Genomic DNA, 14,351 nt, shown 5'->3' on the forward strand with positions numbered 1-14,351 from the left:
CAGTCTTACCAACAGGGTGAAACCGCTCCCCTTTTGGAGGACTGAATGAGTGTTGACCAGATTAAGACCACAGGCACCGCGCGCGCCGACGAAGGGACAGGTTCCCGGCTGCGTGTACGTTCGGGCCGGTGGGTGGACGGCTGGGATCCGGAAGATAAGGACTTCTGGGAAACCGAAGGCCGACCGGTCGCGCGGACCAACCTGAACTGGTCCATCTTCTGCGAGTTCCTGGGCTTTGTCATCTGGCAGCTGTGGTCCATCTTGGCCGTCCAACTGCCCGCGACCGGGTTCGACTTCAGCAATTCGCAGATCTTCTGGCTGATCTCGATTCCGAGCCTGGTCGGGGCCACCCTGCGCATCCCGTACACCTTCATGGTGCCGAAATTCGGCGGTCGGAACTGGACCGTGATCTCAGCGCTGCTGCTCCTGGTGCCGTCGATCGGGTTGGCCGTGTGCGTGGCCAACCCGGAGACGCCCTTCGGCGCAATGCTGCTGGTGGCAGGTCTGGCCGGTCTCGGCGGCGGGAACTTCGCCAGCTCGATGGCCAACATCACCTACTTCTATCCCGCGGCCGAAAAGGGCTACGCGCTGGGGCTGAACGCCGCCGGCGGAAATCTTGGCGCCGCCGTCGCGCAGTTGGTGGTGCCCGTGGTCATCACGCTCGGCGCGGCCGCTTCGCTCAACCTCCCGCTGGGCGGACTAATCTGGGTGCCGCTGATCCTGCTCGCCGCCTGGGGTGCCCGGAGGTACATGCACAACCTCTCGCATGCGAAGGGGGACGCGGCCGGTTCCGTGGCAGCCTTGCGCGAGCCGCATCTGTGGATCATGGCGCTGCTCTACATCGGCACCTTCGGCTCCTTCATCGGTTTCTCCGGTGTCTTCCCGAAACTCATCCACGATGTCTTTCCCGCGTTCTCCTCGTTCGCGGTGGGCTCGGCTGCACTGTCGCTGGCGTTCCTGGGTCCGCTGGTCGGATCGCTGGCCCGGCCGCTGGGCGGCAAGCTCGCCGACCGCTTCGGCGGAGCAAGGATGACAGTAGCTTCGTTCGCAACCATGGCGTTGATTGCACTGGCGGTGGTGTGGACGCTGCCGCTGGGGAACTTCTGGCTCTTTCTGCTGCTATTCCTGGCGCTGTTCACCGCGAGCGGCTTCGGCAACGGCGCCACCTACCGGATGATCCCGCGCATCTTCGCCATCCGCGGCCGAATAGGGTCTACCCGCAGCAGCGTGCACGTTGGCAGCGAGCGCAAGGCGGCTGCGGCGCTCGGTCTGGTTTCCGCCATCGGCGCATACGGCGGTTTCCTGATTCCCCAAGTCCTCAACGCCTCCAGTACGGCCACCGGCAGTTACACCGGCGCGTTCTACGGATTCGTGGCGGCCTACGCGGTGATGCTGGTGGTGGCCTGGTTCTGCTACCTGCGGCCCGGTTCCGAGATGGCCCGGGGCGGTGTCTGATGGCCGTGGATACACACTGCCCCTACTGCGCGCTGCAGTGCGCAATGCGGCTGGCGCCCTATGAACCGGCGGCCGCAACGGTGGCTACCGAACCAACTTACGACGACGGCAGCGCGCAACTCCCGGCTGACGGGACGCCGCTGGAAGCAGCCGGCCGGGACTTTCCCACGAACCGCGGAGGTTTGTGCCGGAAGGGCTGGACCTCGCCGGCGCTGCTGGACTCGCCGGAACGGCTGACCGAACCGCTGCTGCGCGACGGCGACGGCAGCTTCCGCCCCATCGGTTGGGAAGAAGCCCTCGACCTGGCAGCGCGGGCCATCCGCAGCTCCCGCTCGCTGCACGGACCGGACTCGGTAGGGGTCTTCGGCAGCGGCGGCTTGACCAACGAAAAGGCGTACCAGCTGGGCAAGTTCGCGCGGCTGGCCGTAGGCACATCCCGGATCGACTACAACGGCCGTTTCTGCATGTCCTCCGCCGCAGCGGCGGGGAACCGGGCGTTCGGCGTGGACCGGGGGCTGCCGTTTCCGCTGGCCGACCTGGACCAGGCCCACACCGTCCTGCTCCTGGGCTCCAACGTCGCGGACACCATGCCGCCGTTTGTCCAGCATCTGCAGGACGCCCGGGCTGCGGGCGGCCTCATCGTGGTGGACCCGCGCCGTACCGCCACGGCTGTACTGACGGAGGCCGGCGCCGGGCTCCACCTCCAGCCGACACCGGGTACGGACCTGGCGCTCCTGCTGGGGATCGCCCACGTCGTCGTCCATGAGGGACTCGCTGACCAGTCCTTTATCCGAGACCGCACCACAGGCTTTGAGGCACTACTGCGGAGCCTGAACCACTGGTGGCCGGCACGGGTCCAAACCGTGACCGGTGTTCCGGCGGAATTGATCCGCGAGACGGCGCACCGGCTGGCATCCGGGGCACGGCCTGATGCGGCCGGACAGGCGACCGGCGGGACCTATATCCTCACGGGCCGCGGTGTTGAGCAGCATGTCGATGGCACGGACACCACGACCGCGGCCATCAACTTGAGCCTGCTGCTGGGCCTTCCGGGCAGCAGCCACAGCGGCTATGGCACGCTCACCGGGCAGGGCAACGGGCAAGGTGCCCGCGAGCACGGACAGAAGGCCGACCAGTTGCCGGGCTACCGCAAGATCACTGATCCGGCCGCCCGAGAACATGTGGCCGGCATCTGGGGTGTGCGGCCCGAGCAGATTCCCGGTCCCGGTGTTCCCGCCGTCGAAATGCTTATGGGCCTTGGCCGGCCCGGCGGAGTGCGCTGCCTGCTGGTGCACGGGTCCAATGTGGCAGTTTCTGCCCCTGATGCCGGTGCCGTCATCCGCGGGCTGCGCAATCTGGACTTCCTCATGGTCTCCGACTTCTTCCTGTCCGAGACCGCCGCCGAAGCGGACCTCGTGCTGCCCGTCCTGCAATGGGCCGAGGAAGAAGGAACGATGACCAACATTGAGGGGCGTGTGCTGCGGCGCCGCCGTTCCATCGATCCGCCGGCGGGTGCGCGGTCCGAACTGTGGATCATGGCCGAACTGGCCCGGCGGCTGAACGCACCGTCGAGCTTCAGCGCTGACGCCGCAACCGTCTTCGAGGAACTCCGGCGGGCTTCCGCCGGCGGTCCGGCCGATTATTCGGGCATCAGCTATGACTTGCTCGACGCCGGCGCGGAGGCCTACTGGCCGTTCCCGACCGGGTCCGCGGGTACGCCGCGGTTGTTTCTGGACCGCTTTGCGCACGACGACGGCCGGGCCAGACTGGTCCCCGTCTCGCCGGCGGCACCAGCCGAGGCCCTCAACGAGCCCGGCAGCCTCACGCTTGTCACCGGCAGGCTGCTGGAGCACTACCAATCCGGCGCCCAGACCCGGCGGGTTGCCGAGCTCGCCGCTGCACAGCCCGAAGCACGGCTGCAGCTGCATCCCGTAACGGCGCAGGGCCTGGATGTCGCGGAGGGAGACCTGCTGGAAGTCACCGGCGCGCGCGGCTCGGTCCGGATCCGGGCACGTGTAACGGTCGGGATCAGGCCGGATACGGTCTTCCTGCCCTTCCACTTCCCCGGGGACCAGTCGGCAAACATCCTCACCTCTACGGCTACCGATCCCATTTCCGGCATGCCCGAATTCAAAGCCACCGCCGTCCGGGTGCGTGTGCTGGCGAAAGCAGCGGCCCAGTGACGGCGCAAAATGTTGAACGGATTGTCATTGCCGGCTTCGGTCCGGTGGCAGCCCGGCTTGTTGACGAGATCCTTCCCGCGGTCCGCGAGGGCAGGCTGAAGCTGACGGTCATAGGTGCCGAAGGCGTTGCGGCCTACAACCGTGTCCTGGTTGCCGACGTCGGTACGGGGCGCACTACCGGGGAGGCCATTGGGCTGGCCGACGCCGCCCAGCTCCGCAGCGACGGTGCCACGGTGCTGCTGGGCCGCACCGTCCGACGGATCGACCGGGCGCGCAGGGTCGTGCTGCTGGACGATGGAACACAGGAGCCGTTCGACCGCCTGGTACTCGCCACCGGGGCGCAGCCCGTGGTCCCTACGCTGGCCGGCCTGAACCCGGACCCGGCCGCAGTCCATTTGCTGCCGCCCGGCGTGACCGCCCTGCGGGATCTGGAGGATGCGTTGAAGCTGCGCGCTGTTGTCGGTTCCAACGGCCGGATCGTCGTTCTTGGCGGCGGGATTCTCGGCATCGAAGCGGCGCTGGCCGCGGCCGAGGAAGGAGCCGATGTCACCGTGGTCCATCACGGACCGCACCCGCTGGGCCGCAACCTTGATCCCGGCGGCGGACGGATGTTGGCCGCCGCGCTGCACGCCAGCGGAATCCGGCTGGCGTCCGACGTCCGTTCCACCGCAGTTGCTTTCCGTCCGTCCGCGGGAGGCCGCCACCAGTTCCGCGCGCTGGTGCTCGAGGACGGCAGCGAGATTCCCGGCGATCTTCTGCTCCTGTCCTGCGGGGTGCGCGCGAGGACCGAGCTGGCTGCCGGCTGCGGACTGGGCGTGGACAAGGGCATTCTGGTGAACCACAGGCTCGAAGCCGATGTGGAAGGGCGGATATTCGCCGTCGGCGACTGCGCCCAGGTGGCGTGCGGCGATGGCGGCTGCACAGGCTGTTCAGACAGTAGTGCGGGACCTGCCGGTCTGATCGGCCCGGGCTGGCGCCAGGCGGAATACGTTGCCCGGCGTTTGCTGGAGCTCGCGCCACGGCGGCAGGTGGCCGTGGCAAGCGGGACAACGGCGCAGACCCAGGCGGCGCCGCTGGCACCGGAACGGCCCGGCATCATGCTGCTCAAGGCGCGAGGACTGGACATGGCCTCGGCCGGGAACATCTCCCCCGAGCTCTGGGACGCTTGGCGGCCGGAACGGGATAACGGCGGGGATTCGCCAGGTCGCCCGCCCATCCAGGTAGCCCAGTGGGCCGACCCGGAGCATGGGCGGTACGCCAAAATGGTCACCCGGGCCGGAGTGCTTGAAGGACTGGTCTGCGTCGGCATGCCCCGGACCGCGGCCGAACTGGTGCTTCTGTATGAGCGCGGCGCCGAACTGCCCGCGGACCGCACCGCCCTGTTCCGGTTGGATGCGGTCGACCAGCAGGATGACGCGCCGGCACCAGCCGATCCGGACTCCACTTTGTGCCGCTGCAGCGGGGCAACGCTCGGCGGGGTGGAGAACGCGATAGCCGGCGGCTGCAGCAGTGTTGAAGAGGTTTCCGCCTGCACCCGGGCCGGCACCGGCTGCGGCGGCTGCAAATCGCGCATTGGGGAATTGATCGAGGCGTACGCATCAGTAGCCATGCGGGCGGTTCCGCAATGAGTACGATGCCCGCTTATGCGGCGGCAGCGTGTCCCGGGCAGGTACCTGCCGGGTCAGCGTGAACAGGTGCCGGCTTGCCAGGCCTCCGCCTACAGCGGCTCCGAGCGCTAGTCCGGCATCTGTAACCGAGACGTCCGTGCTGTCCTGCAGCAGCTGGGCTCCGGCCACGTAGTTCCCGAAGTCGTGTCCGGGGCCAAGGCCGCCGTCTTCGTTGTCGGGCGTTGCTACTTCATTGGTAAGGGTCACGGTTACCCGGTCCCTGGTATCCGGGCTGGCACGTCCGTCGGCACCGGGCACCCAGTCCTGGACATGTTCCAGGTGCAGGCTTCTGAGTCCTTCCGGCAGATCCACGGCACCGACCGGGGAGCCGGCCGTGAGCACGTAGGAAACGTTGTGCTCGGCCAGGAATGCCTTGTCTGCGGCCATGTTCATGGCGTGGATGCCGCCCTGGCTGTAGCCGACCAGGACCACCTGGTCCGCGGCGTCTGCGCCGGCCTCCTCCAGCGCAGTGGAAACCGCCGCCGAGACATGCTGGCTGTCATAAGCGAGCGCTTCGGCGACCCCCGTCTCATCGAAAGGATTGGCCGTTGCCTCCGGCCCCTGGGACTGGGTTCCGGGCAGTGCGACAACCCAGCTCTTGCCGGCGGCAGCTTCCGTTTCCAGAATCTCGATAGTTCCCGGTCCGGCAGCTGCCGCAGCACCGGCACGTGCGAGCAGCCCTGCGGGTGTGGGGTCCAGCGGCACCGCCCCGGCCGCAGGTTCCCCTCCGGGTCCGTTTCCGGTATCGGCGTGCCGGGTTACCGAAATGGGAGCCGGCTGCAGCAGGCCCAGCCCATTCGCGGTCTCGACGAGGTTTGGCACGAGACGTTCAGTGGTCGATGCCGGCCCCGAGCCAGGGTAGAGGGGATCATCCGGTAGGCCCGGTATCGGCGGGAGCGCCAGCAGGCCGCGGGTTCCGTGGTTGATCAGCCGCTCAGTGCCTGTCAGGGTTGGCCGCAGCTCATTTTCCAGCGCGCCCAGAGGTATACTCAGCCACCAAGTTCCTTGTGCCAGGCCGTTCATGGCACCGTTGGCGGCAGCCTCGGCCCGCCCGTATGCCTCCTTCGCCCGGTTGACCTGGTCCGCGATTTCCCGCACATCGTCGGCCGACGCTTGAACTGCCTGCAACGCCCGCCGCACGGCCTCCTGCGCAGACGCCCGGCCGGGCACCATGAAGATGCGGCTGTCCAGGATAGTCAGCTGCAGTGCATAGATGTCGAAATAGATCCGATCCGCATCCGCGGCCACGGACTCCAGCCGAACCGCGGCGTCCTCAAGTTCCTCCCATTGGAACGCCGCGCCGCCTATCCCGCCCGTAACACGGAAGCTGCCAAGGTTGCCGGAGCTCCCGTCCAGCCCGGCCGGGGCGGGCAACCATTCCGGGTCGCCGGTCATGAGCCCGGCTGGATCAGGCCGGCCGTCTCAGCCGCCACGCCGAAAGCGTTGACGGCCACCGCCGCCTCCCTGGTTTCCATTGCCGCGTTGTCCATCCGCAGCTGCCGTTCCACCAGACTGCGGCGGAAGGCCTGCCCGGCGGGCGATACCCAGGCCGCCAGCTCCAGTCCCGCCAGCCGGCCGTTGAGTTCCAGCAATGCGGACTCGCAGGCGTACAGCCGCTGCGCAGCCAGCCGCAGATCGTCGGCTCCCGTCGCGCCGACCGCAAGTCCCGACGTCGTACTCTGCAGCGAACTGACCATCACTCTTCCTTCCCTTGCATCGACGCTAAGGCCGCGGCACAGGATGGCCCGCCGGCCAGTTCAGGTATGTGCGCAAAGGCAGCCGGGGGTGTGTTGTGGAGATCGGGTCCTCCGGCGCACAGCGGCCGCTAGCCAAGAAACCGGTGCGGTGAAAGATAGCGGACAGGTTAGGGAATCGTGCCCGACTCTTGAAAGAATGGGGCCCATGGCTGAAACTCCCCGCGTCTCCTTGGCAGACGTCACTCCCGCAATCGCTCTTGGCCCCCTTGACGGCCGCTACCGCTCCGCCGTCGCGCCGTTGGTCGACTATCTCTCCGAGGCAGCGCTGAACCGCGACCGCGTCCACGTAGAAGTCGAGTGGCTGATCCATCTCACCAGCCAGTCCGTTCTGCCGGGAACCGGACCGCTCAGCGCCGAGCAGCAGGCCGCGCTGCGCAAGATCGTCACCGATTTCGACGGCAACTCCGTCCGCGAACTGGCCGAAATCGAGGCCGTCACGGTCCATGACGTGAAGGCCGTGGAGTACTACATCGGCCGCCGGCTGGAGGACATCGGCATCGATCACCTCAAGGCCATGGTGCATTTCGGCTGTACCTCCGAAGACATCAACAACCTCTCCTACGCCGTCGGCATCAAGGGTGCCGTGGAGCAGGCCTGGCTGCCGGCCGCCCGCTCGCTCGTGGCGCAGATCAGCGACATGGCGCAGGCCAACCGGGACGTCCCGATGCTCTCGCGCACGCACGGCCAGCCAGCGACGCCTACGACGCTGGGCAAGGAACTGGCGGTCACCGCGCACCGGCTGACCCGCCAACTTGAGCGGATCGCCCGGACCGAGTACCTGGGCAAGATCAACGGCGCCACCGGCACCTATGCCGCACACTACGCTTCGGTCCCCGGGGCCGACTGGCAGGCCGTTTCCAAGAGCTTCGTCGAGGGTCTGGGCCTGACCTGGAACCCGCTGACCACGCAGATCGAGTCGCATGACTGGCAGGCCGAGCTATACGCGGACATTGCCCGCTTCAACCGGATCCTGCACAACGTGTGCACGGACATCTGGAGCTACATCTCCATCGGCTACTTCGCCCAGATTCCGGTCGAAGGCGCCACCGGTTCCTCCACCATGCCGCACAAGGTCAACCCGATCCGGTTCGAGAACGCCGAGGCCAACCTGGAGATCTCCAACGGCCTGCTGGACACCCTGGCCGCCACCTTGGTTACCTCCCGCTGGCAGCGCGACCTGACCGATTCCTCCTCGCAGCGCAATATCGGCGTGGCCTTCGGGCACTCGATGCTGGCCATCTCGAACGTCGCGAAGGGCCTGGAGCGCCTCGATGTGCCGGCCGAGGTGCTGGCCGCGGATCTGGACCAGAACTGGGAAGTCCTCGGCGAAGCGATCCAGATGGTCATGCGCGCCGAAGCCATCGCCGGTGTCGAGGGTATGGACAACCCCTACGAACGGCTGAAGGACCTCACCCGCGGACACCGCGTGGACGCCGAACGCATGAAGGAATTCGTCTCCGGTCTGGGGCTGTCCGCCGAGGCTGAAGCCCGCCTGCTGGCGCTGACCCCGGGCAGCTACACCGGGATTGCCAACCAGCTGGTGGACCATCTCAAGTAGCACAAACAGCCGCAAGTACGACGCCGGAGCTTCATTCCGGCGTCGTACTTCGTTGGGGAGCGCTCCACCCGCCGGCAACCTGCCGGTCATTTCCCCTGCCTAAAGTCGCAATCCCGACTTGCCCGCCCTTCCCCGGGCCAGCCACCGAGCTGCCCCTGCAGTCGGGAGGCATGAAAGGCACGAAAATGAGCACGAACTCCCCCAATCTCGGACGCCGCGGACTGATCGCCGGCGGCACCGGCGCCATCCTGGCCGGCATGCTGGCCGCAGCCCCGGGCGCCAACGCCGCAGTCCCCGCCACGCGGCAGAGCAACGTGAAGATGCCGCTGGCGTTCGATCCCGACGGCAAGTTCCGCGTGATCCAATTCAACGACACACAGGATGGGCCGCGCACCGACCGGCGCACCATCGAGTTCATGGGCAAGGTCCTCGACGCCGAGAAGCCCGGCTTCGCCTTGATCAACGGCGACGTGATCAACGGATCGCCCAAGACGGCCGAGGAAGTGCGCCAGTCCATCAACAACGTGGTGCAGCCGATGGAATCGCGCGGCATCCAGTGGGCCGTCACGTTCGGCAACCACGACGAGGATTCGATGGCGAACGGCACCGGCATGACCGAGGCCAAGATGCTGGAGTTCGTCCGCGGCTACCAGCACAACGTCAACGCCCGGCCGGAGAAGGGCGTCGACGGCTCGTCCAATGCGCAGCTCCACATCCGCTCCGCCAGCGGCAACAAGCCTGCCTTCGGCATCTGGCTGCTCGACTCCGGCCGGTATGCCCCCGAGAACCTCGGCGGCCAGGACTTCGAAGGCCTGATGGGCTACGACTGGATCCGCCCCAGCCAGATCCAGTGGTACCGGGAAGCATCCGAGGCCGCCGAACGGCAGCACGGCAAGATCCCTTCGCTGATGTTCTTCCACATCCCGCTCTTCGAGCACCACCACATGTGGTTCGGCTCCCAGTTCAGCTCCGACGACGCCGACCACGCGGCCGCCGTGACCAAGCACAGCATCGTCGGCGTCAAGAACGAAAGCGTCTACACTGGCGCCTTCAACTCCGGCCTTTTCAGCGCCCTGCAGGAGCGCGGCGACGTCCGTGGTGTCTTTGTGGGCCATGACCACATCAACACCTACTCGGGTAACTACTTTGGAATCGAGCTGGGCTACGGCCCCGGCACCGGCTTCGGCACTTACGGCCTTGGCGGCGCCAAGGAACACCATCTGCGCGGTGCCCGCGTGTTCGAACTCGACGAGCGCAAAGAGCAGGTCTACACCGCGACCAGAACCGTGTTCGCGAAAGACCTCGGCATCGACATGGATCCGAAGAGCCAGCCGCTGGACGAACCGCTCCCGCTGCCGTAGACCGTTCCGGAATCAGCTTGGCCTGGCGAGATGCTGCCTCACGAATCGGGCCGTTCGGCGCGGATTCGTGAGGCAGCTCACCAAATTCGTCGTTTGGACACTTAGGGGTCTAGAGTCATAACTACGCCGCGGGGTGGAGCAGTTCGGTAGCTCGCCGGGCTCATAACCCGGAGGTCACAGGTTCAAATCCTGTCCCCGCAACGAATAGGAAAGGCCGTCAGTCCGCATTGCGCGGGTTGGCGGCCTTTCTGCTTCAACGGCCGCTCAGTCCTGCTGTTCACTCCCCGCCGCAATCCGCCCGGTGGGAAAACTTTTCGGAGCGGGATCGCCCTCCGGTCGGAATGAGAGTTCTTTGTCCTCGGGACCGGGCCGTATGAGAAACCAGAAACCTAGGCAACACACACCGGCGGCTGCAGCCGTGAGCCCCAGCAAGCCGGCCACGTTGGTCTGGGTTACGGAGCCTTGCAGGGTATGGCGGAAGAACATCAGCCAAACCCCCGCCGCCGTACTCAAGATGCCGATCAGCAGCGTCCGCCACGGGTGTTCCCACAGCCAGGGACCCAAGCCGTTGAATTCGCCCTGCTCATATAGCCGCATGCCCATGGCGTTCCGGGGGCTGAGCAGTTGAATGGTTCTTGGCGGATCAAGGTTCGCCGCTGAATCGGGCTGCTCCACCAGTTCGGCCGCCGCGAGGGGCGCGGCGAGCAGCGCGCCCATCGCGTGCAGGGCGCCCCGTCCCTGCGGCAACGACAGGATCTCCAGATACTGTTCGGCAGCATCCACTGGCATTCCGTCGGCAAGAAGTTCCTCAAGGGCCATGCCACGGCAGGCCGTGAGCTTCCGCAGCCGGTCCACCTCGGGGCTGGCCGTGTCTTGGGGAGGCAACGTCGCCTGCGCCCAGGTCCAGTCAAGGTTCCGGCATCCCACTTGGAGGAACGGGCCTTTTGTCATTTCCGGACGGACGATGATGGAACGGCGGTCGCCGTCCCGGACCATCAGGACAGCCGGCCGGCTGACTTTGCAAATGTAGGGACCGAGCTCCCCTCCCTTCAACCGGGCCTGGGCGATGATGACGTCGGGGGTGCGCCACACCTGCAGTTCCGACTTGAGGGAGGAGGCCGTGTTGTAGAAGTCGAAATCGAATTTACTCGAGACCAAGACGGCCTCGCCGTTGAAGGTCTGCCGCTGATCAAGAGGACGCTTCCCGAGCAGGACCCGCCAGCCCAATCCCACCGAGACGGCGTGCAGTTCAACGCCCAGTGAATGGCCCAGCTCGGTGGCGGCCTGTTCGCTGGCTACCAGGTGCAAGGCTTCGGCCACGGCGACGGCATCATCTTCGTCCACGGCGCACACCACTTCGGCTCTAACCCGTCCTTTTCTGGCCGTCGTATCCCAAACGGAGCAAATGATTTTCCTGCGTCCCAAGGCCTCCACCAGTTCATGCCGCCGGGAATTTTCCACGGTCCATTCAAACTTCAGCGTTGCTGTGCGCCAGTTGGCTTCCTCCATGACCTGATCCTAGTGAAGTCGACAGCGGGTTGCAGAAGTTATCCACAGCCTGCATCGGTTAGGGTCAACTCATGAACAATGGCGACATTACCTTCCATACCCGCAAGTGGGTGCGGCCCGAAGATCTCAATGCCAACGGCACGCTCTTCGGTGGCAGCCTGCTGCGCTGGATCGACGAGGAAGCCGCCATCTACGCCATCGTCCAGCTCGGCAACGGGATGGCGGTGACCAAGTACATGTCCGAGATCAACTTTGTCAGTTCCGCCCAGCAGGGAGACCTGATCGAGATGGGGCTGACAGCCACGCATTTCGGCCGGACCTCGCTGACGATGCGGGCCGAAGTACGCAACATGTTCACCCGCCAGTCCATCCTGACCATCGAGAAAATTGTCTTCGTCAATCTCGGCCCGGACGGCTTGCCCGCGCCGCACGGCTACACCGAAATCACGTATGACCGCGACCGGGTGCCCTCCCAGCATCTGGACCGCATGCCGCCACCACAGCCCTGATCCCGGTCCCCCGGTTCCGGCATCGGCCAACCAACCGACGGCGGCGGCACCCGGGCCACGTTCCCGGCGGCACTCACCAGCGGGGAACCCGCCGCCAGAGCGGGCACGGCTTCGTTGACCCGGAGCGCACACTCATGCACAGCGGCACGGCCTGTTCGGCCACGTCGACCAACTCGTCGATATGGAAATACAACGGGTCCACCTCATATGCGAAACAGAAAATCTCGCAGTCGCAATAGGCGCCCATTCGGCCCAGCCGCCCTTCCAAGACGGTGGCGCGCGGAGCCGTAATCTCACGGAACCTGGCAGTCCAGCGCAGTCCCCGGCAACCGTTTTCAAGCATGCGCCAGACGTAGCACGCCAGGCATTCTCCGGTGCTTGGTTCGCTCAGCCACCCGCTGATGACGGTCCGTTCCTGCTCGATACGGTCACTGCCCGCCATCGCATACCGGGCATCATCCATGGCGCTTCTTCCTTTCCATATCCCCAATTTTTCGTTGAGCAGCGGGGACGCGACAGGGGCGCTGGCACGAATGTGCGTCAAGGGCCGACATTCCGGGGCTGTGGAGGTGCGATCCGCCATACTGGCAGCAGGTCGCGGGCCAAAACCGCTTCCCGCCCGCAACGTCACCAAAATGAAACCGGGCAGCACACCAAAGCTGCATCAGTTCGGGCTACATTCAGGTGAAACGTCAACCGGAAAGGCCGATCCCATGCGAAAGCTCATCCTGTCCGTCAGCGGAGTCCTTGCGGTACTGGCGCTGGCGGGGTGCAGCGGCGGGCCCGAGGGCGTTGGCGCCCTCGAGCAGGACGCCACTGCAGGAGATGCCCTTCCTGCCTATGCACGGGACGCGAAGATTGTTCCCTCGTCCTCACGGTTGTTAGGGGAAGCAGCCGAACTCAAGTTCTATGTGGCAAAGCCAGCGAACGCCTCCGCCGCATCGGCCGTCTGCGTCGTCGTGGACCGCGGCCACGAGCAGGACTGGGGATCGGGGTGCTCACAAAGCGCTCCAGTCTCCCTGATGTACGGCGGCGTCGAAGCCATGCTGGTGCCCGACGGATTCAATGCCGGGAAGCTAGTGGACGAAGGCTGGGCCCAGCTGCACGCCAACCTCCTCGTGGCCGGCTTATAACTGGCGCAGTGCCCTTCAGGCCTGGCTGCGGCTCTCCTGGAAGCGGATGATGCGCTCCACGGCTTCGGCCACGGCCTCCCGGCCGGCAGCAAAAGAGAGCCTGACGGACCGGCGGCCGCGAACGGCGTCGAAATCGGAGCCCGGCACCAGCGCCACACCTTCCTGCTCCAGCAGCGCCCGGCAATACTCGCCGGAGTCCGCAAAACCGGACAGTTGGTCCCCCAGCTCGGCGTAGAGATAGAACGCCCCGTCTGCCGGCGCGGCCGTTCCCCACTGCAGCCTGCCGAGGTTGTCCAGCAGGATCCGCCGGATCGCGGCGAACTCGGCCACGGCGGCATCGGCCTGACTATAGGAGTCCTCGCTAAAGGCCTCGACGGCCGCCAGCTGTGCGGGCGCAGGCGGGCAGAGCGCCACGTTGCCAGCGAGGGCATCCATCGCCGGCGCCAGATCCCGCGGCATCAGCGCCCAGCCCAGCCGCCAGCCGGTCATCCCCCAGTACTTCGAAAACGAGGAAATAACGACGCCGGTCCGGTCCAGTTCCCACGCACACACACCTCGGGCGTCCGGCGCCTCGGGACCGGCGGGGTAGGTGATGCCATGGTAGATTTCGTCGCTCACCAGCCGCACCCCGTTGGCCGCACACCACTGCGTCAGCGCCGCAAGCTCCGCACGGGAGACCATCGTCCCGGTAGGGTTCGCCGGTGAGGCGAGGATCAGTCCGGCAAGCGGACCGTGCGCGGCGGCTGCGGCGTCCAGCAGGGCCGGCGTCGGCTGGTAGCGCTCGGCCGGACCGCAGTCGATCTCCACCACCTCGCAGCCGAGCGAGCTGAGGATGTTCCGGTAGGCGGGGTACCCGGGCCGGGCCAGCGCCACCCGGTCACCCGGGTTGAAGGCGGCCAGGAACGTGAGCATGAACGCGCCCGAGGAGCCGGTGGTGATGGCCACGTCGTCGACTTCAAGTTCCAGCCCGTACCAGCGGCGGTAGTGGCCTGCCACGGCTTCGCGCAATTCGCTGATGCCCAAGGCGCTGGTGTAGGTCAGCGGCATGCCGGAGGCGTGCACCTCCGCTGCCCTGGCCGACACTCCCCGAGGCGCCCCGCCGGAGGGCTCGCCGGCACAGAGCGAGATCACCTCACGCCCGGCTGCCCGCATCTGGGCAACCCGGTGCAGGATCTTCATGACTTCGAAGTGCGGAACGAGGGCGCGGTCAGCCACCTTC

At 66.5% G+C, this 14,351-nt stretch carries 12 protein-coding genes and 1 tRNA gene; 8 read left to right on the forward strand and 5 right to left on the reverse strand.

The window, feature by feature from the left end:
* Window positions 1–45 precede the first annotated feature (45 nt).
* From HGO92_RS16900 to HGO92_RS16910, 3 genes are read left to right on the forward strand one after another with little or no spacing between them, the layout of a single operon-like run.
* Window positions 46–1,455: an MFS transporter gene (locus HGO92_RS16900; RefSeq protein ID WP_169996883.1), complete on the forward strand. Its 1,410-nt coding sequence runs from the start codon at window positions 46–48 to the stop codon at window positions 1,453–1,455.
* Complete coding sequence (locus HGO92_RS16905; RefSeq protein ID WP_169996884.1) at window positions 1,455–3,638, forward strand: molybdopterin oxidoreductase family protein; 2,184 nt, start codon at window positions 1,455–1,457, stop codon at window positions 3,636–3,638. The genes HGO92_RS16900 and HGO92_RS16905 overlap by 1 nt, the downstream gene beginning before the upstream one ends.
* A complete protein-coding gene (locus HGO92_RS16910) occupies window positions 3,635–5,266 on the forward strand; it encodes an FAD-dependent oxidoreductase (protein ID WP_169996885.1) in 1,632 nt (543 codons plus the stop codon). Before HGO92_RS16905 ends, HGO92_RS16910 begins: the two co-directional genes overlap by 4 nt.
* Here the strand turns inward: HGO92_RS16910 and HGO92_RS16915 are convergent.
* Complete coding sequence (locus HGO92_RS16915) at window positions 5,237–6,700, reverse strand: hypothetical protein (RefSeq protein ID WP_169996887.1); 1,464 nt, start codon at window positions 6,698–6,700, stop codon at window positions 5,237–5,239. The two genes, HGO92_RS16910 and HGO92_RS16915, sit on opposite strands and share 30 nt — an antisense overlap.
* The gene (locus tag HGO92_RS16920) at window positions 6,697–7,002 is read right to left on the reverse strand and encodes a hypothetical protein (protein WP_169996888.1); all 306 of its coding nucleotides are present in this window, start codon (window positions 7,000–7,002) and stop codon (window positions 6,697–6,699) included. The genes HGO92_RS16915 and HGO92_RS16920 overlap by 4 nt, the downstream gene beginning before the upstream one ends.
* A gap of 205 nt (window positions 7,003–7,207) precedes the next feature.
* Between HGO92_RS16920 and purB the strand changes: the two genes are divergently transcribed.
* From purB to HGO92_RS16935, 3 genes are all read left to right on the forward strand, one after another.
* Window positions 7,208–8,620, forward strand: a complete 1,413-nt coding sequence (gene purB, locus HGO92_RS16925; RefSeq protein WP_169996890.1) for an adenylosuccinate lyase — start codon at window positions 7,208–7,210, stop codon at window positions 8,618–8,620.
* A gap of 185 nt (window positions 8,621–8,805) precedes the next feature.
* Window positions 8,806–9,981 carry a metallophosphoesterase family protein gene (locus HGO92_RS16930; protein ID WP_169996892.1) on the forward strand — a complete coding sequence of 392 codons (1,176 nt, stop codon included), beginning with the start codon at window positions 8,806–8,808 and terminating at the stop codon, window positions 9,979–9,981.
* A gap of 127 nt (window positions 9,982–10,108) precedes the next feature.
* A tRNA-Met gene (locus HGO92_RS16935) sits at window positions 10,109–10,182 on the forward strand.
* A 63-nt stretch (window positions 10,183–10,245) separates the two neighbouring features.
* Here HGO92_RS16935 and HGO92_RS16940 read toward each other — a convergent pair.
* Entirely contained in the window at window positions 10,246–11,490 is a 1,245-nt protein-coding gene (locus HGO92_RS16940) for a hypothetical protein (protein ID WP_169996894.1), read from the reverse strand.
* A gap of 71 nt (window positions 11,491–11,561) precedes the next feature.
* Between HGO92_RS16940 and HGO92_RS16945 the strand changes: the two genes are divergently transcribed.
* Complete coding sequence (locus HGO92_RS16945; protein WP_169996896.1) at window positions 11,562–11,999, forward strand: acyl-CoA thioesterase; 438 nt, start codon at window positions 11,562–11,564, stop codon at window positions 11,997–11,999.
* Between the two features lie 73 nt (window positions 12,000–12,072).
* Here the strand turns inward: HGO92_RS16945 and HGO92_RS16950 are convergent, their stop codons facing one another.
* Window positions 12,073–12,462, reverse strand: a complete 390-nt coding sequence (locus HGO92_RS16950; protein WP_205834591.1) for a DUF2695 domain-containing protein — start codon at window positions 12,460–12,462, stop codon at window positions 12,073–12,075.
* Between the two features lie 250 nt (window positions 12,463–12,712).
* On the opposite strand from HGO92_RS16950, the gene HGO92_RS16955 reads away from it, so the two are divergent.
* Window positions 12,713–13,132 (forward strand): hypothetical protein, encoded by a 420-nt coding sequence (locus HGO92_RS16955; protein WP_169996898.1) that lies wholly within the window; start codon window positions 12,713–12,715, stop codon window positions 13,130–13,132.
* Between the two features lie 15 nt (window positions 13,133–13,147).
* Here the strand turns inward: HGO92_RS16955 and HGO92_RS16960 are convergent, their stop codons facing one another.
* Window positions 13,148–14,311 carry a pyridoxal phosphate-dependent aminotransferase gene (locus HGO92_RS16960; RefSeq protein ID WP_169997036.1) on the reverse strand — a complete coding sequence of 388 codons (1,164 nt, stop codon included), beginning with the start codon at window positions 14,309–14,311 and terminating at the stop codon, window positions 13,148–13,150.
* Between the last annotated feature and the right edge of the window lie 40 nt (window positions 14,312–14,351).

Origin of the sequence: Crystallibacter degradans, from assembly GCF_012952295.1 — a bacterium.
GTDB lineage: Bacteria > Actinomycetota > Actinomycetes > Actinomycetales > Micrococcaceae > Crystallibacter > Crystallibacter degradans.

Bases quoted from the DNA above. Each gene is read 5' to 3' on its own strand.
- HGO92_RS16955 (WP_169996898.1), top strand. From the start codon at position 12,713: ATGCGAAAGCTCATCCTGTCCGTCAGCGGAGTCCTTGCGGTACTGGCG.
- HGO92_RS16900 (WP_169996883.1), top strand. From the start codon at position 46: ATGAGTGTTGACCAGATTAAGACCACAGGCACCGCGCGCGCCGACGAA.
- HGO92_RS16930 (WP_169996892.1), top strand. From the start codon at position 8,806: ATGAGCACGAACTCCCCCAATCTCGGACGCCGCGGACTGATCGCCGGC.
- HGO92_RS16920 (WP_169996888.1), bottom strand. From the start codon at position 7,002: ATGGTCAGTTCGCTGCAGAGTACGACGTCGGGACTTGCGGTCGGCGCG.
- HGO92_RS16945 (WP_169996896.1), top strand. From the start codon at position 11,562: ATGAACAATGGCGACATTACCTTCCATACCCGCAAGTGGGTGCGGCCC.
- HGO92_RS16905 (WP_169996884.1), top strand. From the start codon at position 1,455: ATGGCCGTGGATACACACTGCCCCTACTGCGCGCTGCAGTGCGCAATG.
- HGO92_RS16960 (WP_169997036.1), bottom strand. From the start codon at position 14,311: ATGAAGATCCTGCACCGGGTTGCCCAGATGCGGGCAGCCGGGCGTGAG.
- purB (WP_169996890.1), top strand. From the start codon at position 7,208: ATGGCTGAAACTCCCCGCGTCTCCTTGGCAGACGTCACTCCCGCAATC.
- HGO92_RS16950 (WP_205834591.1), bottom strand. From the start codon at position 12,462: ATGGATGATGCCCGGTATGCGATGGCGGGCAGTGACCGTATCGAGCAG.
- HGO92_RS16940 (WP_169996894.1), bottom strand. From the start codon at position 11,490: ATGGAGGAAGCCAACTGGCGCACAGCAACGCTGAAGTTTGAATGGACC.
- HGO92_RS16915 (WP_169996887.1), bottom strand. From the start codon at position 6,700: ATGACCGGCGACCCGGAATGGTTGCCCGCCCCGGCCGGGCTGGACGGG.